The organism is Shouchella miscanthi (assembly GCF_007725405.1).
Lineage (GTDB): Bacteria > Bacillota > Bacilli > Bacillales > Bacillaceae_D > Shouchella > Shouchella hunanensis.
This window is the reverse complement of the sequence record NZ_CP042163.1, coordinates 2,017,755-2,042,037: the sequence shown is the minus strand read 5'-3', so window position 1 is coordinate 2,042,037 and position 24,283 is coordinate 2,017,755. Positions and strand designations below refer to the sequence as shown.

The window sequence follows — 24,283 nt, the reverse complement described above, 5'->3', positions numbered from 1 at the left end:
TTTTCTATCGTATTACATTAAACCAGCGAGTGTTGGTAACCATGTGCTCAGCGCAGGAATCATTGTGACAATCATTAATACGATGATAATCCCAATATAAAACGGGACAAGCGGTCGCACGACTTCTTCAATTTTCACTTTTCCAACTGTGCTTCCTACGAATAAAGCACTTCCCCCAGGTGGCGTAATATTACCGATACACAGATTTACAATTAAAATAACACCAAAATGAACAGGGTCCATACCAAACTCCATAACAACTGGTAGAAAAATAGGCGTAAAAATTAAAATGGCAGGTGTCACATCCATTACGATACCAATAAGCAATAGAATGAGATTAATAAGTAACAAAATGAAGATAGGATTATCCGTTAATGATAAAATGCCTGTACTGATGGCACTAGGAATGCCTGTAAACGCCATAACGAGAGAAAGCATGGCAGATGTCCCAATTAAGAACATAATGACAACCGTTAACTCAACAGCTTCCTTGAAAATACCAGGCAGTTGTTTAACTGATAGACTTCGATAGGCAAACGATAAGAGCAACGCGTAAATGATCGCAATAGCCGACGCTTCTGTTGCCGTAAAAAACCCCCCGATAATTCCTCCGATAATGATAATCACAAGGAACAAGCTTGGGACCGCTTCCCAAATGACTTTTAAAGGACTACTACCAGCCTGATGTCGTTTCGCTGTATACCCTTTGCGTTTGGCGAGAATATACGCCACAACCATTGTTGCTAGTCCCCATAAAATACCTGGTATGTAGCCTGCTAAAAACAAAGCCGCAACAGACGTTCCACCACTAACGAGAGAATAAATAATAAAGAGTCCAGTGGGCGGAATAATTAACCCTGTTGGTGCTGATGCAATGTTGACAGCAGCTGAAAACTTACGGTCATAGCCCTCTTGTTCCTGAAGGGGATGCATCACTTTGCCAATAGCGGCTGCGGATGCAACAGAAGAGCCCGCAATAGAACCGAATAACATATTCCCGACAATATTTGTATGAGCTAAGGACCCTGGTAATTTACCAGTTAGAAGACGAGCAACGTTAACCAATCGTAGCGCAATGCCTCCTTGGTTCATAATAATGCCAGTTAATAAGAAAAATGGCACAGCTAGTAATGTAAAGCTATCAATTCCTGTTACCATCTTCTGAGCAGAGGTGAAGACCGCCGCATCAAAAGGGGCAATAAGGAGCATTGTCACAATCGATGCCCCTGCAACACTTATCGCAATAGGAACACCGATTACAAGCAATAGTAAAAACACAACAACGAGGCTAATTCCTGCAAGTAAGGCCATTTGAATCTCCTTCTCTAGTTAATCGTTTTTCAACTGAATGGTTTCGGTTTGTTCGTGCGGCGCTCCGTTCTTTCTAGTAAACAGTTCCGTTAAACAAAACCATGTAATGAGCACACCTGAAATGGGCAGCGATAAATAAATGTACCCCATTGGAATACCTAAGGAAACGGTTTGCTGTGTCATCGTTAAAGACACGAGTTGGATGCCTCCATACACCATGACGACTAAGGCAAACGCTAGCAAAAATAGTTGCGCTAAGAAGCGAACGGCTTTTTGCAATCGAGTATTTAGACGGTTGACGACCATTTCAATGGCAATATGTTTTTTTAGGTGAAAAGCATATGCACCACCGATCATTGTCACCCAGATTAAGGAGTAGCGCAGAAACTCTTCAGAAAACGTGCTTGGCGCATTTAGAACGTAACGGCTTACCACTTGCCATACGGCAACTAAAACCATTACACCGAACATACTTGTTGAAACAAACATGATAATTTTCCCGATCGTTTTGTTTATCCTTTCAATCACTACAATCACTCCCCCCTCTCCATAGCTCGGATACGTTCGTAGTACTCTGCCATTTCTTCGTTTGAGCGAACGGCTTCATGCATCGGTTCTACAAGGTCCCGAAAGGCTTCTTTATTCACGTCTTCATGGAACGTTACGCCCAATTCTTTTGCAGCTTCAACAGAGCACTCAATTTCTTCTGCCCATAGCTCTTTATGAAACTGGCTGGACTCATCGGCAGCTTCTTTAATAATGGCACGTTCTTCTTCGGAGAAGCTGTCCCAACGTAATTTGCTAAAAATGAGTAAATCAGGCACAATCGCATGCTCTGTATACGAATAATCCTTTGCAACTTCACCGTGATTATTTGATATTAAAGCGGTTTCATTGTTTTCAGTTCCATCAATTACACCTTGTTGTAAGGCAGTATATACTTCACCGAAAGCCATTGGCGTAGGAGCCCCACCCATAAGACGTGTCATTTGTATGGCGGTTTCGCTTGGCTGTACCCGAATTTTCAAACCTGCTAAGTCTTCTGGTTCTCGTACCGGTTGATTAATAGTGTACATATTGCGTGTTCCTGCGTCATAATAGGTCAGTCCAAAAAAACCGCTGTCAGAAGTGGAATCATAGATATCAGTAGCAATAGAGCTTTCCATCACCTCATAATAATGATCTTGATCCACAAATAAGTAAGGAATACTAAATAATGCATAGAATGGCGAAAAGCTTTCTAGCGCCGTTGCACTCACCTTCGTTGCATCTACGGCACCAGTTTGAGTTAACTCAATTGCTTCTCTTTCAGAGCCTAATTGGCCATTTGGAAAAATATCAAACCGTAGCGTCCCGTTACTCTTTTCTTCTGCTAGTTCAGCGAAATGGACCAAAGATTGATGGATTGGATGACTTTCATTCATATTGTGAGGTAAGCGCATAACGGTAACATCACTTGATAATGCTGTCGGTGTTGAACAGGCAGCCAAAAAGCATGTTAATGCGCTTACAAATCCAATCGATAAACGACGCATAATTCGTTCCTCCTCCGATAATAACAACGTTGTTATTTTTAATATAAATGAAAGCGTGTCCAAAATCAATGAAAACGTTGTTATTTTCGTAAAAACTACGTAAAATAATAAGAAATGAGGTTACATAAAGGAGTTAAATGGACCATGGTTACGATAAAAGACATCGCTCGAGCAGCCAATGTTAGCTATTCTACGGTGTCCAAAGCGCTAAACGATAGCCCGCTCGTTAAACCCGAGACGAAAACAACGATTTTAAACAAGGCAAAGCAGCTTGGCTACACACCAAATTTTGCTGCTAAACATCTCGTTACGAAGCGAACGAATACAGTTGGGCTCGTTTGGCCAGAAATAAACCGTGTTGCTTTAACAGAGCTTGCTCGACACGTTAACAAAATGATGGCTGATGAAGGAAAGAATATTTTATTATCCATTAGTGATCCAACCGAAGCGATCGCTCTTTTTTCGCGAATGCGTAGTGATGCCATTCTTCTATTTGAAGAAGATATCCCTCAAAATCAATTACCTGCTCAGCTTGATATGCCCCTTCTGTCTTATGGTGTGCCAGGTATTAACCAGTTTCCAACCGTAGGTGTACAGCACGAATATGCGATGGAATTAGCTGTTTCAACACTTGTTGAATCCGGCTACTCTTCAATCGGTTATGTTGGGATGGTTGACGGTATTGGTCGACGCCAGCTAGCTAAACAAACTGGCTATCTAGACGCACTAAAAAAACGCGGTCTGAAGCCTATTTTAATTGATACAAAAGGACTTAACAGTATAGATGGCTTTACCGCTCTATCTGCTCTCCTTGCTAAAAGTCCGTTACCCGAATCACTTATTTGTTCAAGCTACGACATTGCAGTCGGTACGGTTCGAGCAATTCGTCAGGCCGGTTTAACTATTCCAGAGGATGTTGCCCTAGTCTCTTATGACAATATTCCTCAACAAGCTGAAGCAGACGTCCCTCTTACAGCAGTCGGTGTACCGGTTGAAAAACTTGCAAAATCCCTTGTTCAAGAACTATTGCGGTTAATCGCAGGAGAAGAAGGACTTGTTCGAGAGCTTGTTCCGGAGCTTGTTGTGCGCGCATCATCGCATATATCCAAGCAATAAAAAACAAAAGCCCAGCCGGATAAACCGGTTGGGCTTCTATCATAAATTCATCTCTTTCTTTCCTGTTAATTTAAAAAATAGTAATAGAGATAGAATGGATGTGATCGTTAATATCGCTGAGTAAGCAGACGCATTTCCAAAGTTCCCTCTGATCACTTCAGAATAAATGGACACGGCGAGGGTTTGGGTATTACTAGAGTATAGAATGATGGATGCACTTAATTCGCCTAATATTGTAATCCAACTCATAATTGCCCCCGCTAATACGCCAGGCATCATCATTGGAACGACCACTTTAAAGAATGTACGCTTCTCTGATGCGCCGAGGCTAATCGCAGCTTCTTCCATACTCGGACTAATTTGACTAATAATGGCGGTACTTGAGCGAATCGTATACGGCATTCGACGAATAACAAAGGCCAACACCATGATAAATGCTGTTCCAGTCCAGAAAAAGGGTGCATCATTAAAAGCAAAAACGAGCGCAATACCAAGCACCGAACCTGGAATAACAAATGGAAGCATCGAAATGGTATCAAGTGTAGACGTAATGCGGTTACGCTTCCGGACCGTTAGGTAAGAAATAAAGATCCCGATAATGACGATTATAATTATCGCAAAAAACCCTAGCTTATACGTATTTAAAATCATTGATAAATCACGATTAAACAAAATGGTTTCGTAATTTTGAAGTGAAAAACGCCCTGTGTAGACTTGACCACCAGTTGTTTCTAAAAAGGACGTATAGATAACAACAAGCTGTGGCAAGATCGATAAAAGTGCAATCACATACACAACGCTATGGCTTAACACGTTCTTTATCCCAAATGATTTTTTAACCTCCATCGGCTTTAGTGCCGACATTGAATACGAATATTGTCTCGAAATAATGCGCTGTACAAGGAACAAAGCGATTGTTACGATAATAAAAATGGTTGCAATGGCTGCTGCGAAGCCAGCATCTCCACCAACTTCACTCATAAACTGCGTGTAAATTAACACGGGTATGGTTCGGTAGCCTTCACCAATCAGCATAGGTGTACCAAAGTCAGCAATAACGCGCATAAAAACAAGAAGCGCACTGGCTAAAAGGGTTGGTGTAATGAGTGGTACAACAATTTTTAACATCCGCTGAAACCCAGAATATCCAAGGCTTTCCGCGGCTTCAATTAACGAATTATCAACATTTTTCAACGCACCTGAAATGTAAATAAAAATTAACGGGAAGGACTGTAACGTTAGCACAAGGACAATTCCTGCAAACCCATAAATGCCATCATAATTCAAACCAAACGTATCGTTTACAAACTTTGTAATAACCCCACCACGTCCAAGCAACTGAATCCATGCATAGGCACCAATAAATGGCGGAGAGATGTACGAAACAATAATTAAAATTTGGATCGCTTTACTGCCAAAGATTTTCACTCTTCTTAGGATATAAGCAAGTGGCAGCCCAATTAAAACAGCAAGTAATGTTGCAACAATGGTCACTTTAATACTATTCCACAACGTAACCCAATAAAATTTACGATCAAAGAAATGGGCAAAATGTTGCAACGTAAATCCGGTTTCTGCATTGTACACACTTTTATTTAACACAAGGACGACTGGAAATAAGATGAACAACGCGAAAAATAACAGAATAAAAAGCGTAATCAGATTCCATCCATTTGCATATTTACGAAGCACTTCAGCCACCTGCCTTTATTAGCGTCTCTTCTGTTGAAGAATCAAACACGTTAATAAGTGCTGGTTTCACCTTTACTTGTACCGTTGTTCCTTCTGGAATAATGGCATGATCTTCAATATTTTGTACAACTTCTACCGTTTCTCCTGTCGTTAATGTAACAAAATAATGTGTGTTAATTCCTAAGAACATCGTTTTATTGACTGTTCCAGCGATTGTATTCACATCAGACGTTACAACAAATTCTTGAGGGCGAACGGAAACCAATACCTCCTGCCCATTTTTTGCAGCATCACTTAACGTAGTAAGCTTCTCTTTATACTGTTCATTGAATACAAGGTAGCTATCATCCCCGACCTTTTCAACAGTTGCTTTGATGACGTTTGACGTGCCTATAAATTGAGCAACGAAAAGGGTACGCGGGCGTAAATAAATCGTTTCCGGCTTATCGATTTGTTGAATAACACCTTTATTCATTACCGCAATACGATCAGAAATCGCTAACGCCTCTTCTTGATCGTGGGTTACATAAACCGTTGTTATGCCGACTTCTTGCTGAATGTCTTTAATCGCATTTCGCATCTCCACTCTTAATTTTGCATCCAGGTTCGATAAAGGCTCATCCATTAACAATACCTTCGGATTAATAACTAAAGCGCGGGCAAGCGCAACTCGTTGCTGTTGTCCACCAGAAAGCTTATCCGGTTTTTTAGCCTGATGCTCTTCAATTCGAACAACTTTCATCATTTCTTCAATTCGGCTTTTCATAGATGATTTATCTTGATGTTGTGCTTTCAACCCGAATGCAATGTTTTCCGCAACAGTCATATGTGGGAAAATAGCGTAATTTTGAAAAACCATTCCCATCTTTCTCTTGTTCACTGGGATGTTATTAATGACCTCATCATCTAGCTTTATTGCGCCTCCTTCAATGGAGTTAAAGCCGATAATCATGCGTAGTAATGTCGTTTTTCCACAACCAGAAGGGCCAAGAAGAGTAAACAGTTCTCCTTTTTTTATTTCTAATGACAGTCCATCAATCACAGTTTGATTCTCATATTTTTTGACAACGTTTTCTATATGAATGGCAACACTCATGAATGGTTCCCCCTTTATATCTATTAAAAAGAGATATGCAGAGCCTAACCGTACCCTGCATATCCTATTTCTTAATTCATTGATTGTTCAAGCACATCTACATAGCGTGCCGTGATTTCATCTGTATGCTCGATAATATAATCTTCATCGTATTCTTCAAATAGATGAATTTCATCTTGAGGCGTCATGTAATCGGCAACTTCAACACCTTCACGTAAAGGACGAACCGTTAGCTCCATGCCTGTACGACTTTGCACTTCTTCAGATAAGACATAGTCAATGAACTTCTTCGCACCTTCTAAATTATCGGTTCCCTTTATGATTTGAACAGATTGACCTGGATACACTACACCTTCAGTTGGGAAAACAACTTCAACAGGTGCACCACTTTGAATATAATGAATAACTGGATCTTCCCATGTTAGTCCCACTGTATATTCTCCGTCTGCTACCCCTCTATGCACTTGTCCTGAACTTCCTTGGACTTTTCCATCTAGATTTTCAAGAAACGCTTCTACAAATGTCCAAGCCTCATCAGCTAAGGGATCGCCATCACCTGCCGCATAAAGCATCGCTACTAACGATTGGAAAGCAGAGCTTGAATTAACAGGATCGCCAAACGCAATCCGCCCCTTCAATGCTGGGTTTAATAAGTCTTGGAAACTGTCAATTTCAACATCACCAACTAAGTCCGTGTTCACAATAAAGACAGTTGGATCTGAAAAAGCTGGCGAGAAAAAGCCTGTTGTATTTTTGAATCCTTCCATCATAAACTCATCTTCAGGAGATACATACTCCTCAAATAAATCCGTTTTGTCATGAAGCATGGTGACATCAGCTGCCCATAATATATCCCCTTGTGGATTATTACGCTCTGACTCTACTCGAGTAACCACCTCTCCTGTTCCTGCTGAAATGGTTTGTACCTTAATGCCCGTTTCTTCTTCAAATTTCGGAATAACCGCTTCATTTAAGTTTTCACTTCTTGTTGTATAAATAACGAGTTCCCCTTCACCTGAGCCTGAGCTTGATTCACCACAAGCCGTTAAAGCCACTACGGCGCATAGAGAAAAACCAATTAATTTAAGCGCTTTCACAATAACCCCTCCTCTTGTTTCTAGCTCTATCCTATCGCAAGAACAGCAAAGCTGAAATCCTAAAATCACTAAAATATATCCATTATTTATAAGCGTGACTTAGTGGCACAATGCTAAAAAACCACAAATCCATTTAAGATTTGCGGTTCCTCTATTACGTGCAGTTAAAGAAATCGTTTCTATATAAAAAAATTCCACTAACTTAGTAAAACATCTTTATTTGCAAGTTGTATAACCGTCTCTTTTAGCACTTCTATTCCAACTAAACAATCCTCTTCTTTTGTATATTCAGACGGATGATGACTCACCCCATCTACCGAAGGAACAAAAACCATTGCCGTTGGCCAACGCCTTGCCATATTCATTGAATCATGACCAGCTCCACTAGGTAACGCCATATGTGGTATATTCTTTTCTTTACAAATCGTCGTAATTAGGCTACGAATGCGCGCATTCATTTGTACAGGTTGTGTTTTTTCTTCATGTTCAATATCAATGACCACACCTCTTTGTTTTTGGACATCGCTTATTTTTTGTTTTAACTTTGTGATGATACGATTTCGTGAATGAACATATTGACTGCGAATATCGATTTTCAACTCGACTCTTCCAGGTACAGTATTCATGGCACCATTAACCACGTGAAGTGTACCTACCGTAGCAAACGTATTCCAATCTTTTTCCATAATCGATTGATGTTCTAATTCTAAACTCAACTCCGCAGCGGCGAGTAAAGCATCATGACGGTCTTCCATAGCCGTCGTGCCAGAATGAGAGGTTTCTCCTTTCACAACAAGAAAAAGTCGATGAGGCGCAGCAATACCCGTTACGACTCCTATCGTTTTCTCTTGTCTTTCGAGTTGCTTTGCTTGCTCAATATGTAGTTCGACAAATGCTTTTAATTCATCTGGCTGCCTTTCTGCACGCTCTATGTCATCCACCGATAAATCGACACTTGCTAGCGCATCTGTAAAGGTCGTTCCATCTTTATCCACGAGGGATTGACATGCTACTCTATCGACTTGTTGAGCCATCGCTTTACTTCCTACAGTAGACACACCAAATCGCGCTGATTCTTCACATGTGAACGCGATTAATTCAAGAGGATGATCGGTGTTAATTCCTTCTTCATTTAATTGTCTTAATACATCTAATCCAGCGATGACACCTAATGCACCATCGTATTGTCCTGCTTGATAGACTGTATCAAGATGAGAGCCAAACGCTACTGCCGGAAGATTTGCGTCTTTTCCTTCTCGTCTCGCAATCATGTTTCCAGCTTCATCTTCTCGTACTGTTAAACCTAATTGCTCACAAGAATCCATTAACCATTGCTTCGCCTCTTTTTCCTCTAGGCTATAAGCTAGTCGTGTAATCCCCTCTTTTTCATTAGCTGTTGATGTAAATCGATTGATTGTTTCTAAATGATCGATAGCTTGATTCATCGTTGTCCCTCATTTTAGTTAGTTTCTATGGTAGCCATTTCATTGACTAAAAAAGAAAAAGCCTCTACGAGAGAAGCTACGTTTATCCTAGCATAGGATTCAGTCAAAAGTAAAAAGTTAATTGAAAAGACAGATAAAAGTGTTTCGTTTTCGTGCTTTTAAACGCAACGCACTCTTTTCTTTCTATTTTATAAATGAATGGGTAAATTAACCCCTCCTGCAATCTAGGAAGGGTTATGCACACTATTATTGAAAATCACGCGGAATCATCTTTTCCCACGTTTTCTCGAAGACTAACTCATCGCGCAAGTATGCTTTTAAAGTGTTTTCTAAATAGAAATTGGTTTTGTCAGCGGTCATTTTACTGTCTGTATGAACTTCTGTTTGCCAATCACCTCGTCCAAGGGTGAGTTCCCATGTACAGTGGGCTTCTGCAGAAAGCGGATCGCCTTCACGTATCGTGTAAACGTTACGATTCGTACTACCATATTCTAGTCCATTTGCAGGTAGCTTCCGTTTGCCTTCATCCGAGAAGTCGTCTAGCACCCAACGTTCGCTTAGAAGATCATAGTTGATGTGACGGTATCTAGATTCTTTTCTTAAAATTTCTCTTCCCATCACTGGAGCAGCTTCTGGCTTTTCAAACGGCCATTCCCCATCTTGTGCATGTGCGCCATCATCGCGAACCGGCAATTGGAGCACCGTACTTGTGCCAGTCACAATTTCAATAGTTGCTTCTTCTTTCGATGGCCATGCATGGGGCCAGTACGTTGGCGATAAAGCAAGCTGCAAGCGATGACCTTTCGGAATACGAATACCGACTGCATTGAGCTGAATGGTTGCCGTGTATTCTTGTCCTAGCTCAAGCGCTTCTGGAAACGCATGACCATGTAAATGGTTCAAATTTAACATGCCAAAGCTAATCATGGTCTCTGCGCCATCAGGGGCAACATCACATAGTCTTGCGGCAATGAGCGCATCCGCTTTATTACTTTTGAACTGAATAGTCACTTTCGGCAGACCAAGTAAATGAAGCGCGTCGTCAAGTGGTTCTGTCGTAAACGTTGTACTTAAACCTTTTTCCATTCGCTGATCTGACGGCATATCCCCTTCTTGCCCGAATGGACACCAAACGCCACTGTATAAGCCATGCTGTTGAACACTTGCTAAAGAAATAGTCGCATCCTCTGCTCTTTCAAGCGTCAGCTTGCCAGCGCTTGTTAATGAAAAGGTTTGCTGCTGTCTTTCTGCATCTTTCCAAGAGTCCTCAAAAATCCACTTACCTGGACGTTCTTCATAATGAACGGCAGGCTTGATGCTTTCTTGTTGCCAAGCGGTTAGCATTGGTTCATCCATTATGCCTGTATTTATCCCTTTTAACCAGTGATCCCACCAGCGTACACATTCTTGTAAAAAACCAACTGCTGGACCTGGAATTGCCACTTCAGGATATTCATGTACCCACGGCCCAATTAACCCTTTTTTCGGACCCGAGAAATGTTCTAGCATTCTAAAGATCGCATTCGTATAACCGTCAGCCCAGCCACCGACAGCAAATACTGGAACAGTCATTGCTTCATAATCTTCATTGACAGACCCTTGTTTCCAATAGTCATCTCGGTGTTGATGGGTTAGCCACTTCTCTACATATGGGGGTGTTTTTTCTAACCGCTCAAGCCAATTTTTGTACCATGATTCACCGACTACAACGGGATCTTGCGGCCTTGCGTTATAAGCAAACATTGTTGACGACCACCACAGCATGTCTGACGCTAAAATATTCCCTCCCATATAGTGCACATCATCCGCGTAACGATCATCCGTCGAGCATAGCGTAATAACAGCTTTTAACTGTTTTGGCTGATGTTTAGCCACTTGTAAGCCATTAAATCCACCCCATGATTTACCAATCATGCCTACATCACCAGTACACCACGGTTGATCTTCTAGCCACGCTAAAATCTCAAGCGCATCCTCTTGTTCCTGTGGCAAATATTCATCATGCAAAATCCCGTCTGAATCACCGGTTCCACGGATGTCAACACGAATGCTTGCATACCCATGACCGGCAAAGTATGGGTGCCGAATGGAATCACGTAAAGCAGTAAAGTCATTTTTTCGATAAGGTAAATATTCAAGCACTGCAGGAACCGGTTGGTTTTGAGCTCCTTTCGGAAGCCATATTTTTGCTGCTAGCTTGGTTCCATCAGACATGGGTATCCAACTGTGTTCCATTACCTCAATGTCATAAGGGTAATCTTCTTTAATATGAAGCTTTGAATCTCGAACATTAAAAACCATCGTTAGCCTCCTTTAGGAAAATCTTTTTTTAATGAGCGAACAAGTGAAACCGTAAATAAGCCATATAACACAACAACAGGAACCGCTACAATGACTGCGGATGTTTGCACAACCCGTAGCGCACCAACACTAATTAATGAAATGGCAAGTAAAGAAAGAATAACGCCCCAAATGACACGATGCCATCTAGCCGGTTCTTGTTCGTCTTTTAACTCTTTTGTTGCGATGGATGCTAACACATAGCTTGCCGAATCAAGAGACGTTGCTAAAAAGATAAATGCCAAAACAACAAAAAAAGTCATGACAATCGTACTGATTGGTAGAGAGCGAAGCATTTCAACGATAACCGCTTGTTCTCCTTCGTTTGCTAAAATGTCCGTAAGCGAAAGAAGTTGATTTGTTTCAAGATGAATGGCATAACCACCGAATACAGCAAAATAGAGCCAGCTTCCAACGGTTCCCCATAATAATATAGATAAGACCAATTGACGAATGGAGCGCCCTCGTGAAATACGAGCTACAAACAAGCCAATAAATGGAGCAGTCGCAGCAAACCACGCCCAGTAAAACACGGTCCATGTTTGCGGGAAGCCGCTGTTTGCATTTGGATCAGTGTAAAAGCTCATGTATACAAAGTTTTGTAGCATTAATCCAAGACTATTTGTGAAGTTGGATAAAATAAATAAGGTTGGTCCAGTAATTAACACAAAAGCGGCAAGAGCTAAAGCTAAATACACATTGATATCGCTTAATTTACGAATACCTTTATAAAGACCTGAATACGCACTCGCACTGAAAATGATTGTCCAAAATAGAATAATGATAATACTTAGCCCAAGAGATTGCTCCACTCCAATTAAATCACCAATTACAGCTGAGACCATCGGAACTCCTAAGCCTAGTGACGTTCCTAGTCCTCCTACAAGACTCCAAATTACAAGAATATCTATTATTTTACCAAGCAAACCATGCGCATGTTTCCCGAGCACGCCTTCAAGTGCTGTGCTAATTTTAAGTGATGGTCGTTTAGAGACATAAAAAGAATACGCAATCGCTACAGTAGGAAGAGCGTAAAGCGCCCAGGCGGATAGCCCCCAATGAAACAGCCCATATGTAACTGCCCAATCAGCTGCATCTGTACTTTCAGGTGAAAGACCAAAAGGAGGACCAGTGTAATAATAGAGCGGTTCTAGAATAGACCAAAACATAATACTTGTTCCCATTCCAGCACAGAAAAGCATTGCGCCCCAACTAAAGGTTGAAAATTCTGGCTTTCCTTCTCCTAAACGGACACGTCCGTATGGCCCAAACGCTAGCCAACCTAATACAATAAACAACCCAAACGTAACGAACTGAAATACCCAATCCATTCGAGTGGTTATGCCATTCATCACATCGTTTAAAAAAGGCTCTGCTACATCTTGATTTAACACAAGAAGCAATGAAGCAATAAGAATGACAACAATAGATGACCAAAAAATTAAAGGATCAATCTTAGCTCGATTCATTTGAACACCCTCTTAATAAAATTTTGACTCATAGAGAAACGTTCTTGCAAAATAATAAACATGATTATAAAATAATCACGATTACTTAATAATCATGATTATATATTTTTGTCGAAACTTGGTCAACTGACAAATAAGAGCGATATCGCTTAAAATAAAAGATAGGTCATTTTAATAAGGAGTTTTTGATGTGAATAAAAAAGACGTAAAGCGGCGACGGATGTGGCAATATTTTATTGAAGCAACTGCTGCTATTATTGAAGAAGAGGGTTACGATCACATTACAATTCGAAAAATTGCCGATAAAGCAGGTTACAATAGCGCGACGATTTATAATTATTTTTCTGAGTTAAGCCACTTAACCTTTTTTGCATCCATGCGATTTTTAAAGCCCTATACATCAGCTTTTATTAATACAATAGAAGAAAATAAGTCGATCATTGAACAATATCTAAACGGTTGGGAATGCTTTTGTGAATTCTCTTATCAAGATCCCAGACTCTTTCACACCATCTTTTTGATGAATATTAGCAAAGAGCCTGAAGATCTGTTTAAACAGTATTATGACCTGTACGAAGCTGATATTGTCGAGTTTCCCGACACCTTAAAGCCTGCTTTATATGAAAGAAACGTTGCCATTAGAGGTGAATCTCTATTAAAGGCAGCTGCCGATAAAGGAGAGATTTCACACTCAAAAGTGAAAACGATCAGCACGATGACCACACTTATTTGGCAAGGCATGCTTACAAGTATTTTAAATCACCAAACGTCCTTAACATCAAAAGAGGCGAAACGAGAAACAATGGTTTCTATTCGAAATATTGTTTATCACGCTCACCTTTTTGAAACGATTAAGTAATGACGCTTGAAGAAAGTAAATATAAGGAAGGCGACTCTATCATGGGCTTGTTAACGGAGGTGGTTATGCCATCAAACAAATTCCTAAGACCCTTTCCTTTCAACAAGCTGCTACTAGTACAAAAGTCTTTCTCACCGCTTATCAAACTTTATTTTTTCATGTAAATTCAAACACCAAGAGACGGTCATCAATCGCGTCAGTGCGCGTGTTGTCGTACCGTCGCCATTTAGCTAGAAAAAAGGTTGCGAGGCGCATCTGTTATTGTTACTGCTGGCTCTCAGGAAAAGTTCGTATTATGCCGTTCATTAGGTGCCAATGTTCTCATTCATTATAAAGAAGAAGACTTTTCTAAAAAAATGCTAAAAGCAACAACAGTCAAGGCGCAGAATAGGTAGTTACATAAAGAAAGCACCAACAATGTGTCGGTGCTTTCTTTAACTAAGTCTATACATTAACGAAAGATGGCCCCTTCTCGCGTAAGCTGATTTAATCGTTCTGGCGATCTAAGACTGCCGATAGAGTTTTGAGCCGAAATAAAAGATCCTCTAAAAACATCTAAACCTTCTTCGCCACTACCTGAAGCATCTCCTGAATTAGCATTTAGACTCGACCCTTCCTCTGCCCTAAACCCATTCCCACTGCATAAACGGGCATTCGAACCACGAGCGTTAATCGTTGAAGATCTTGTTGCAAGAAACCCATTTATCATCGCTTGACTGGCGACACTGTTTCTTGCTTGAATGGTAGACGTTTCGTTAGCAAGGAATCCATGATTTCTCGCTCGCTGGGCACTAGATGTATCTGCGTTAATCGTTGAATTAAATCGGGCACTAAAACCTTCTCGACAATCATTCGCAGCGGATCGATCAGCATTTATTATACTTCCTTTTTCCGCAAAAAAGCCTTCCCAGCTTGCTCCACTCGCATCACTTTCTTGAGCATTAATCGTGCTCGCCCCTGTAGCATGGTAGCCGATTGTACAATTTTTGGCAGATGATGTACTAGCGTTAATGGTTGATCCAGTAGAAGCATGGAATCCTCTATGTGAGCCATCTACTGGTAAATCAGCAGCATCGATTTGTGAATTGTATGTTGCCATGACACCATAGCCTCTACAGTTCTTTGCTCCATCTCCTGCCCACTTCGTAGCAGAATAGCGTGCATTAATAGTGCCATTGTGAAGCGCATGAAACCCTCTATTAGAGTGGGATACATTTGTTTCACGAGCATTTACTTTCGAGCCATCTCTGCTATGGACAGCTGTATTTGTAGCATGACTCACATTTGATTGATAAATATCGCAAAAAGACCCCCAAATAGCATAAACAGCATTGTCGCCGCTACAGTAATCAAGAATAGACCTGGCACAATTTATTTTCGATCCAAAGGACGCCATAAAAGCACGATTGGAACAATAACGAAAGGATACACCCGTTACATCGCCAGCTCCTATTCCCCCTCCTCCTTCTGTTAAGCCTTCCATATAGCAAAAAGCTTCAGAATGATAATAAGCACCAAGCCCTCGATCAGCATAGTTCACACCAGCACCAGGAAGTAATTGCACTTTCGATCCAAAAGCTACCGTAATGCCATCACACCGAACAGTCTGCATATCATATTCAAATAAAACGCCTATCGTTGGCAGCGTAGCTTGATTACGTCCAAAAAAAGCAGGTCTCCTCGATTCAATTAACGTTTTTGAAATGGCTGATGCTTGAATCGGCACAACGGAATCTTCACTAATAATTGTAATCCAATCAAGATTCATATTTTCAACGTGAATTTGTTCCTTTAGCACAAAACCTTTTAAAAGATTGAGTGTAATACTTGAATTATTGTGCGTTGCCCCACTTGTAAGGAGTTCTTCAATCGCTGCGGTAATGGTCTCGTATTCCCCTCCGTCTCCAATATCAATGATCTGCTGTTCAATTTGAAGCGCACTTGTTAAATGAATCATTTTTACTTCCCCTCTCTTTTCATATACGAACTTCACAATCTAGAAAGAGAAGGCGAACGATTATTCTAAAAATTTATCATAATAAAAATAAATATTCCTATTAGAAAAACGGAAAAAAGAAGTTGGCTCAATGTTAATTTGTATTCGTTTTTATTCTCTGCATACTTTTTTTCAAAAATAGCCCGTACCGACGCTAACAGAATTAAAAAAATAATAAGTAGATACCAAGGTTCAATTAACCAGTTTTGCATGCTGAGAGTCAGTACCAAATTAACAATTAGTACGACCATAAAAGAGATTCGAATACCATAATCCCATTTTGCATGCTTTCGGTTCACATGGTTATATGAGAAAAATGGTTTCTTTTCCACTTGAAACCACCTTCTCATGACAATTTGAAAGAACCACAGTAACAGCACAACTACAGCTAGACTAATAAAAAGAAATTCGATTCCGAAAACAGACTCTGTATTCATCAAACTAGCCCTCCTTTCATTTTAGAGCGCTCTTAATCTGTTGGCATTGTATACGTTATAGCGAATTGGCTACTATTCGCGATTGTACGATGAATGTCCTCAAGCACTTCCATCGCCCGTTCTTTAGAATCGTATTTCCCTAACAAATTACCCCACTCATTTAATCCAGCACTACCAACACCCATAATTTTCTTTCCAGAAATCGAAACCTCAATAACATGACTGATTCTCTCTTTGTCTTGTGCCATTATCCACAACATCACGTTCAACTCTTTCCTTTTATATTTTCTATTACCATAACATTTACTTACGTACTAAGCGCTAGTATGTTTCATCGTTTTACTAATGAAACCAAATGTCTCCATTATAATGGAAAGCATTCACCCGTCCTACTAAATTCATAAAATGAAGAGACTACTCGTTCCTACAGCTTACTTTTATGAAATATTTACACTTTAAATCCGAATGATAAAACACTTAAAAAGCACAGGCAAAACTCTTTTTCGTTTCATAGGATAATACACCTCCATTTTTATTTCAAGAAAATTTAATAAGCCATTTATGCGTGGAGGTTATTTCAAAGAAGGAGGTGGATTGAAAATGTCATGCAATCACTGCCATCGTTTTCAATGTTCTTGTTCAAATATACAAAAATTTAACAGACCCCAAGTAAATGGTGTCACTGGACCAACCGGACCGACTGGGCCAACTGGACCTGGTGGTGGCGGATCTGGTACTACCGGGCCAACTGGGGTCACTGGTGGTACTGGAGCCACTGGACCGACTGGCGCTACTGGAATTGGCGTTACTGGACCGACTGGACCGACTGGACCTACTGGTGACCCGGGTGTTACTGGAGTGACTGGCGCTACTGGACCTACTGGTGACCCGGGTGTTACTGGAGTGACTGGTGCAACTGGGGCTACTGGGGCTACTGGACCGACTGGCGCTACTGGAATTGGTGTCACTGGACCGACTGGAATTGGCGTTACTGGACCTACTGGGGCCACTGGTGGTACTGGGGCTACTGGACCTACTGGACCGACTGGCGCTACTGGAATCGGTATTACTGGGCCAACGGGTTCTACTGGAGCAACTGGGGCCGCTGGTTCTACTGCCGTCATACCATTCGCATCAGGGATTGTACCATCTGTTATATCAACAATTGCTGGTGGATTAGTTGGGACGGTTAACTTGGTTGGCTTTGGAAGCAGTTCTACCGGTGTAACACTTGGCGCTTTTACCGTTGCAGATGTAGGGGAGTTCTCTTTCAGAGCACCGCGAGCTGGCACAATTGATTCGTTATCTGTGTCCTTTACCTCAACAGTAGGTGTAACCTTACCAATTGGAACAGGTGCCATAACAGCAACCGTTTACAAAGCAACTGGTGCTATACTTGGATCAACACCATTCTTGCCAACAACTGCTACAGTCACATTAACACCTGCTGTGGCTGGGCTAATCACAATTGGTGATACGTTCACTGGAACAGTAACCGGCTTAGCTGAACCTGTACTTGCTGGAGACTTACTATTACTCGTCTTACAAATCGCATCACCAGATATTACCTTTATTACGGTTTTAACAGGTAACACAAGCGCAGGTTTATCTATCACGTAACGACGAAGAAAGCGGTTCGCTCATGCGGACCGCTTTCTTTATTTAGCCAGTTAATAATAAAGCACTTCTACTTTCCCGCATATGTAGCAACGAATGAAATGAGTGTTCCCAGAAAATTGATGTTCGCATTCCGATTGCAAAAGATATTTTTGATTCTGCAAATCAATCATTCGCCGTCGTATCTGCTCCATCTCTCGGTCCAAGCTGCACACTTTCTTCTTAAGAGACTCCTCCTTTACTTTATTAATAAAGCTTTCCTCCAGCCTGTTTAAATTCTTTCGCCTTTGCTTTTAAACCCTCATCGATCTCTGCTTTCGATCGTAGGTCTCCATCAGTAGCATGTTTACGAATGTCGTGAGAAATTCTCATGCTACAAAATTTTGGCCCACACATGGAGCAGAAATGGGCTGATTTTGCGCTTTCTGCTGGCAACGTTTCATCATGATAATCCACTGCTCGCTCTGGATCGAGAGAAAGGTGAAATTGGTCACGCCATCTAAATTCAAAGCGCGCTTTTGATAGGGCATCATCTCGTTTCTGGGCACCTAGATGACCTTTTGCTAAATCAGCAGCATGGGCAGCAATCTTATAAGTGATAACTCCTTCGCGGACATCCTCACGATTTGGCAGCCCTAAATGCTCTTTTGGCGTAACATAGCAAAGCATTGCCGTTCCGTACCACCCAATTAGCGCTGCTCCAATTGCAGACGTAATGTGATCATATCCAGGCGCAATATCTGTTGTTAAAGGACCCAGGGTATAAAAAGGAGCTTCATCACAAAGAGCAAGCTGCTTGTCCATATTTTCCTTAATCAAATGCATTGGTACATGACCAGGCCCTTCCACCATTACCTGTACGTCGTATTTCCATGCCCGTTTTGTCAATTCCCCTAACGTTTCAAGCTCAGCGAATTGAGCCTCGTCATTGGCATCGGCAATGGAACCAGGACGTAAGCCATCACCCAGTGAGAGACTTATGTCGTAAGCTTTTAGAATATCGCAAATCTCATCAAAATGGGTGTATAAAAAACTCTCTTTGTGATGGTGCAAACACCACTGCGCCATAATGGAACCTCCACGTGAAACAATTCCCGTCATTCGCGTTACTGTTAACGGAATGTAACGCAGTAAGACACCTGCATGAATGGTTACATAATCAACACCTTGTTCTGCCTGCTCAATAAGCGTATCTCGAAAAATGGCCCACGTAAGATCTTGTGCAACGCCATTTACTTTTTCAAGCGCTTGGTAAATAGGGACAGTACCCACAGGAACAGCAGAGTTACGAATGATCCATTCTCGAGTGGTGTGAATATGTTTACCAGTTGAAAGATCCATAATCGTGTCGGCTCCCCAGCGAGTGGCCCAAGTCATTTTTTCGACTTCCGCTTCGATCGATGATGATACTGCCGAATTACCGATATTCGCATTGATTTTCACATGGAAATTCCGACCAATAATCATCGGCTCTAATTCAGGATGATTAATATTCGCAGGAATGATGGCACGCCCTCTCGCTATCTCATCTCGTACAAATTCAGGCTCTACTCCCTCTCTTATTGCCACGAACTCCATTTCAGGCGTAATGAGTCCATTTCTCGCATAGTGAAGCTGTGTCACAAAATGACCTGGTTTCGCCTTCAGTGTCATTCGTCCACTTTTTGGCGCTATCTTCTCCATTGCATCTCTATTTCGAAATCCGTTGTCCCTCGGTTGAACCGCTCTCCCCATATAGAGCTCCGTGTCGCCTCTTTCATTAATCCATTCTTCTCGGATTCGAGGTAAGCCCATTTTTAAGTTTGCTTTATAAGTCTTATCCGTATAAGGCCCACTCGTATCATAAACGCGCAGTGCTTCATTGGTCTCTTCTTTTCCGTCTACTATCGAAGGTTCCAGTGTGATTTCCCTCATAGGAACACGTAAATCTGGTCGTGAGCCTTGCACGTATACTTTTTTACTCCCTTCAAAATTTGACATAATGCTTACACGTTTCTCATTTAATTCGGATGTCGTCATGTTGTTCTCTCCTTTTCCCAAAAATGGAATTCAAAGATCGAACCTTCGTCCACGCCAAAAAGCTAGGTTCTCATTTTGAACCTAGCATCACATACATAAATAGAAGACGGTACGCGTAAAGTGCATAACCGTTAACTTCCCTACGCTGGCATGATCCAGATCAGGTCCAAAGAGTCAAGAAGCTTCATCGCGCTTCCCTCTCAGCCCAACTCATTGGACTCCCCTAGTTAGTAATTATTGAATTCAGTTATTATTTTAGTTGCAATAAAAGGAAATGTCAATCAATTATCCGCAAACCTTTTACAATAACTGGTCTTTTTCATAACCAATAGCATTTCAACTACTTCCTAACATCCTATTGACTCTCATTCCTTCTTAAATAATTTCAGGTTCAAAGATTACTAAATCTTGAATTAGTCTTTAGTTAACCCCGTCTTTGGAATAAACTTTACTTGCTCTCTCTTTAAACTCTTCCTCACCAAAAACAGACGAAAACCTTTCTTGCTCTTTTCCTGAATCAACAAAAATGACTATTGGCGTACTATCAATATCAAAACCCTCTATTAAGAGATTTTTATTTTCATCCTCATTTATATCAACTGCTAATACTTCATTTTGTGTTTCCTCAATATAATCATTAATAATTGGTCTTACTTGTTGGCATGGTGCGCAGTTTTTCTGATAGAAATACGCTATAAAGCTATCTTGATTCTCTTGCTTTTCTTTTAGCAGATCTGAGGTTACTGTTTTGTATAACGATGCTTCAGTTGCTACTAAATTACTTACAGAGACGAAACCAATAAATACCATTGTTAAGATTGCAGCCAAAATGACCGTTATTTTTTTCACTTTAATCACCTTCCCTTTTCAAGAGAATTCATAATCGTTTGAGACAAATTTCCTTCTGATTGAGAAGTTATTACGTTCATTCCTTCCTCGTTTAGCGAATAGATTTTATCGCACGAAGTTGCCAAATCTAAATCATGAGTTATAAAAATGACCGTTATTAATGATAAGATCGAATCTTCTCATATATTGGTTTACCATTGTTTACTAAAAATTATAATAAAAGCGGAAGTGAACACTTCGTTAAACTCCTCCCCCGTCATAATGGGAATGAAACGCTAATTTCTTTCTTTTTTTAGGATGGTGATGCGTGTCATCCCTATTCAACTAGATACGTACAACAAAAACAGGGTGCATCTTTGCACCCTGGACTCTTTACTGCTTCTTTTCTTCGAGAATCAAACTTTATGGCACCTGTAACAATTTGTCTTGTGCCCCAGCAGGAATGTCTTCCCACTTTACTTCGTCATAAGACGTTACGTCATCGTCGTTTTTCACATAAAGCATCAGGTAAGCTTCTTTTCGTAATTCTCTCGTAGCTGAAAATTGTACGATTGTGGAATTACCTGCTTCATCAATAGCAGGAAGTTCATACCAATACCGGGATACCACTTCACCAGAGTCAAGACGAGTTTCTTCCATTTCAACATAATCACTTATTTGAACATACATATTCTCTTTGCCAAGACGGTTTAGATCCATTGTTGCCAATGCTACCACCGCTCCAACAAAGAGCAGGACGATGACAAGTACAATACCAATCCCTTTTTTCATTTTGAAGTACCTCCTTTAAACGTTGTAAAGATTGTTTTTTTCACACTCTGTACGGTTACAACATAGTAACCTATATAAATGAGCGTATAGGCAAGCATCCATAAAAGAACCGGAACAAATAACTGAAGATCAAGCAGTTTAGAAAAGGCTGTTAAAGCAACACTTCCATGTAGCAATCCTAAAAGAAGAGGAGCAACAAAAATCATTCCAACCTGATGGCGAATGCTTCGCTTCATATCTTTTTTAGATACACCTACTTTATGAAGAATGGTGAATGCTTTCTTATCTTCTTCTACTTCTGTCATGAGCTTGAAGTAAATAATGCTTCCCATTGCGGCTAAAAAGACTAAGCCTAAAAAGCTACCAACAAACATCAGTACCCCAGATGATTCCATTGAATCTCTGTAATCTTGCACTGCGCTTGAGAATTGATTTATTTCAGAAGAAGAAGCTAATTCCTGGGATAGCTCTACCTTATTCTGATAATTGCCTACTTGAATTGCTTGGTAGCTTTTTTCCTCTGCTTCTAAAGCATCATATTGTGAATCTGATAGAACAAGCGCAGTTCCACCCATTGTTCGAACATTGAAAAGAGCATCTGCATACATGCTTATCACGTCGTAGTCATTCTCCTGCAGCTGCACCGTTTCTACATTAGCAGACCACCGTTCATCATAAAACGCATCAACGATGATCATTTGGTCATCTGCTAGCTCTTCTGTTACTTCCCATTCAAGTTGGTGTGAAAGGGTTAGAAAAGTCGATTCGCTTATAACGGCATAGTCGAACTCGTGGTCTCCCAGCATAACCCGTGCCGATTTACTGACAAAAGACGTTTCATACTCAACTTGTTCCTGATCCATTTCTAGCGCGGGGCCTTCCCACATAAAGGTAAAGGGTGAATACCTCTCAACATCCTTCTCAACATTGTAATACATGCTAAAGACGGCACCACCTGCAGTAAGGATTGTTGCACTCAATGTGGCAATAATGGTTAACGTAAGCGCGTTTCCTTTGATTCGATAAAGCAATTGCGATACGGTCAGTAAATTCAACCCACTCCATGTCCAATGGATTTGTCTTTTGATGACATGGAGCAAGTAGACGAGCACGCTTCGAAAAAGCAGATACGAGCCTAATACCGTCAGCCCAATTATAACGAGAGGCGTTGCAATCCCAAGTTGTCTCCAAACAATAGATGTGGCAAGATCTTGCAACGCCATCCAGTATCCAGTTGTAAGGAGGAGAATCCCGAAAATCGACGATAGTAGCCGAGCACGTGGAAGCGCCTCTCCCTTTTTTTCAGCATGAAACAAATCAATTAGTGCAAACCGATAAATTACACGATATCCCTGAAAGGATGTCACTAAAAATAAGACGAAAAACACCAATACGGTATGAAGGACCGCTTCAAAAGAAAATGAAAAGCTCAGTGTAAAATCCAGTCCCATTAACGCCATTAGTAGAGAAAGAAAAAATTGAGATAAAACAAACCCTAATCCGACCCCAATAACAAGTGAAAGAATACCAATTGTCATATTTTCTAAAAACAGCATCCACCCGATCGTTTTCTTGCGAATCCCTAATAAAGCGTAGAGAGCCATTTCTTTCTTACGTTTCTTAATAAAAAACGAATTCGAATACAGAATAAAAATGGCGACGAAAACCATCAGAATGAAAGTAGAAGCCGTAATAAGGCTACTTAATTGCCTTGACTGTTCGGATGCTACTAGAATGTCGTCGTTGTATCGCAATGTAACAAAAGTGAAGTATACAATGATGGAAAAAATGGTAGAACCAATGTATAAGCCGTAGCTTTTTACGTTCCGTTTCATATTCTTCCGTGCAATATCAGCGAATGTCATCTCCATCACCACCTAAACGTGCAAGTTCATCAAGAATTGTTTGAAAGAATGCCTTTCTTGATTCATTTCCACGAATCAATTCTTTCTGTACGTGACCATCATTTATAAATAAAATCCGACGGCAAAAGCTTGCTGCAAACGCATCATGCGTCACCATCATAATCGTTGTTTCGTGAGTTTGATTTAGCCTACTCATGCTTTCTAGTAAATCGGATGCGGCTTTTGAATCAAGTGCACCAGTTGGTTCATCAGCAAAGATGATTTTTGGATTTGTCACCATCGCTCTGCAAGTGGCTACGCGCTGCTTCTGTCCACCTGAAAGCTGATACGGGAATTGATTAAGTAGAGATTCAATGCCAAACATCGTTGCAATAGCCTCTACTTTTTCATTCATTGCTTTAGCGTTCTCTTTTGCTACAGCTAGAGGTAAGAGAATATTCTCTCTGGCCGTTAATGAGTCAAGCAAGAAATAATCCTGGAAAATAAACCCTAGGTGTGTTCGACGAAAATCAGCAAGCCTTTCCGTGTCCATCTTCGCTAGATTTTCTTCTCCAAGAAAAATGTCACCTGATGTAGGGGAATCAATTGTTGCAAGCACGTTCAACAACGTGGATTTCCCAGAACCTGACGGCCCCATCACTCCTACAAATTCTCCATGATCAATCGTTAAGGAAATCTGATTTAAGGCGTGAAAACGAGTTGAGCCTTTTCCATATGTTTTTTCAATTTGGTTAACACTGAGTAACGAATCCATTTGCCAAGCACCTCT

The 24,283-nt window shown here is 40.8% G+C and carries 21 protein-coding genes and 1 riboswitch; of the genes, 4 read left to right on the top strand and 17 right to left on the bottom strand.

Features of this window, described 5'->3' with window-relative positions; genetic code table 11:
• Positions 1-12: 12 nt before the first annotated feature.
• From FPV17_RS10320 to FPV17_RS10310, 3 genes are read right to left on the bottom strand one after another with little or no spacing between them, the layout of a single operon-like run.
• Positions 13-1,311: a TRAP transporter large permease gene (locus FPV17_RS10320; protein WP_035398341.1), complete on the bottom strand. Its 1,299-nt coding sequence runs from the start codon at positions 1,309-1,311 to the stop codon at positions 13-15.
• A gap of 18 nt (positions 1,312-1,329) precedes the next feature.
• On the bottom strand, positions 1,330-1,848 hold the full coding sequence (locus FPV17_RS10315) for a TRAP transporter small permease (RefSeq protein ID WP_035398343.1): 519 nt from the start codon (positions 1,846-1,848) through the stop codon (positions 1,330-1,332).
• A complete protein-coding gene (locus tag FPV17_RS10310; protein WP_144558931.1) occupies positions 1,845-2,846 on the bottom strand; it encodes a TRAP transporter substrate-binding protein in 1,002 nt (333 codons plus the stop codon). The genes FPV17_RS10315 and FPV17_RS10310 overlap by 4 nt, the downstream gene beginning before the upstream one ends.
• A gap of 144 nt (positions 2,847-2,990) precedes the next feature.
• On the opposite strand from FPV17_RS10310, the gene FPV17_RS10305 reads away from it, so the two are divergent.
• Entirely contained in the window at positions 2,991-3,962 is a 972-nt protein-coding gene (locus FPV17_RS10305; protein ID WP_186370779.1) for a LacI family DNA-binding transcriptional regulator, read from the top strand.
• Between the two features lie 39 nt (positions 3,963-4,001).
• Here the strand turns inward: FPV17_RS10305 and FPV17_RS10300 are convergent, their stop codons facing one another.
• The 6 genes from FPV17_RS10300 to FPV17_RS10275 form a co-directional block, all read right to left on the bottom strand.
• Complete coding sequence (locus FPV17_RS10300; protein ID WP_210244253.1) at positions 4,002-5,654, bottom strand: ABC transporter permease; 1,653 nt, start codon at positions 5,652-5,654, stop codon at positions 4,002-4,004.
• Position 5,655: 1 nt separating this feature from the next.
• Entirely contained in the window at positions 5,656-6,750 is a 1,095-nt protein-coding gene (locus tag FPV17_RS10295; RefSeq protein WP_035398345.1) for an ABC transporter ATP-binding protein, read from the bottom strand.
• A gap of 71 nt (positions 6,751-6,821) precedes the next feature.
• Positions 6,822-7,847: an extracellular solute-binding protein gene (locus FPV17_RS10290; protein WP_144558929.1), complete on the bottom strand. Its 1,026-nt coding sequence runs from the start codon at positions 7,845-7,847 to the stop codon at positions 6,822-6,824.
• 197 nt (positions 7,848-8,044) lie between these two features.
• A complete protein-coding gene (locus tag FPV17_RS10285) occupies positions 8,045-9,292 on the bottom strand; it encodes a Zn-dependent hydrolase (RefSeq protein ID WP_060705737.1) in 1,248 nt (415 codons plus the stop codon).
• Positions 9,293-9,538: 246 nt separating this feature from the next.
• A complete protein-coding gene (locus FPV17_RS10280) occupies positions 9,539-11,593 on the bottom strand; it encodes a CocE/NonD family hydrolase (protein WP_144558928.1) in 2,055 nt (684 codons plus the stop codon).
• A 2-nt stretch (positions 11,594-11,595) separates the two neighbouring features.
• Complete coding sequence (locus FPV17_RS10275) at positions 11,596-13,101, bottom strand: BCCT family transporter (RefSeq protein WP_144558927.1); 1,506 nt, start codon at positions 13,099-13,101, stop codon at positions 11,596-11,598.
• Positions 13,102-13,291: 190 nt separating this feature from the next.
• Between FPV17_RS10275 and FPV17_RS10270 the strand changes: the two genes are divergently transcribed.
• A complete protein-coding gene (locus FPV17_RS10270; protein ID WP_144558926.1) occupies positions 13,292-13,960 on the top strand; it encodes a TetR/AcrR family transcriptional regulator in 669 nt (222 codons plus the stop codon).
• Positions 13,961-14,202: 242 nt separating this feature from the next.
• Positions 14,203-14,355: a zinc-binding dehydrogenase gene (locus FPV17_RS22525; protein WP_081762446.1), complete on the top strand. Its 153-nt coding sequence runs from the start codon at positions 14,203-14,205 to the stop codon at positions 14,353-14,355.
• A 56-nt stretch (positions 14,356-14,411) separates the two neighbouring features.
• Here the strand turns inward: FPV17_RS22525 and FPV17_RS10260 are convergent, their stop codons facing one another.
• From FPV17_RS10260 to FPV17_RS10250, 3 genes are all read right to left on the bottom strand, one after another.
• A complete protein-coding gene (locus FPV17_RS10260) occupies positions 14,412-15,917 on the bottom strand; it encodes a hypothetical protein (RefSeq protein WP_144558925.1) in 1,506 nt (501 codons plus the stop codon).
• Between the two features lie 65 nt (positions 15,918-15,982).
• The gene (locus FPV17_RS10255; protein WP_144558924.1) at positions 15,983-16,393 is read right to left on the bottom strand and encodes a DUF4181 domain-containing protein; all 411 of its coding nucleotides are present in this window, start codon (positions 16,391-16,393) and stop codon (positions 15,983-15,985) included.
• Positions 16,394-16,425: 32 nt separating this feature from the next.
• Positions 16,426-16,653, bottom strand: a complete 228-nt coding sequence (locus FPV17_RS10250) for a hypothetical protein (RefSeq protein WP_035398821.1) — start codon at positions 16,651-16,653, stop codon at positions 16,426-16,428.
• A 340-nt stretch (positions 16,654-16,993) separates the two neighbouring features.
• On the opposite strand from FPV17_RS10250, the gene FPV17_RS10245 reads away from it, so the two are divergent.
• Positions 16,994-18,013 carry an exosporium glycoprotein BclB-related protein gene (locus FPV17_RS10245; protein WP_281284339.1) on the top strand — a complete coding sequence of 340 codons (1,020 nt, stop codon included), beginning with the start codon at positions 16,994-16,996 and terminating at the stop codon, positions 18,011-18,013.
• 243 nt (positions 18,014-18,256) lie between these two features.
• On the opposite strand, the gene thiC is transcribed toward FPV17_RS10245, so the two are convergent.
• From thiC to FPV17_RS10220, 5 genes are all read right to left on the bottom strand, one after another.
• Positions 18,257-20,029 (bottom strand): phosphomethylpyrimidine synthase ThiC, encoded by a 1,773-nt coding sequence (gene thiC / locus FPV17_RS10240; protein ID WP_144558922.1) that lies wholly within the window; start codon positions 20,027-20,029, stop codon positions 18,257-18,259.
• A 120-nt stretch (positions 20,030-20,149) separates the two neighbouring features.
• A riboswitch (TPP riboswitch) is annotated at positions 20,150-20,264 on the bottom strand.
• 185 nt (positions 20,265-20,449) lie between these two features.
• Positions 20,450-20,878: a thioredoxin family protein gene (locus FPV17_RS10235; protein ID WP_144558921.1), complete on the bottom strand. Its 429-nt coding sequence runs from the start codon at positions 20,876-20,878 to the stop codon at positions 20,450-20,452.
• A 402-nt stretch (positions 20,879-21,280) separates the two neighbouring features.
• Complete coding sequence (locus FPV17_RS10230) at positions 21,281-21,649, bottom strand: YxeA family protein (protein ID WP_144558920.1); 369 nt, start codon at positions 21,647-21,649, stop codon at positions 21,281-21,283.
• On the bottom strand, positions 21,646-23,514 hold the full coding sequence (locus FPV17_RS10225; protein WP_144558919.1) for an FtsX-like permease family protein: 1,869 nt from the start codon (positions 23,512-23,514) through the stop codon (positions 21,646-21,648). The genes FPV17_RS10230 and FPV17_RS10225 overlap by 4 nt, the downstream gene beginning before the upstream one ends.
• The gene (locus FPV17_RS10220) at positions 23,501-24,268 is read right to left on the bottom strand and encodes an ABC transporter ATP-binding protein (RefSeq protein ID WP_144558918.1); all 768 of its coding nucleotides are present in this window, start codon (positions 24,266-24,268) and stop codon (positions 23,501-23,503) included. The genes FPV17_RS10225 and FPV17_RS10220 overlap by 14 nt, the downstream gene beginning before the upstream one ends.
• Positions 24,269-24,283: the final 15 nt, after the last annotated feature.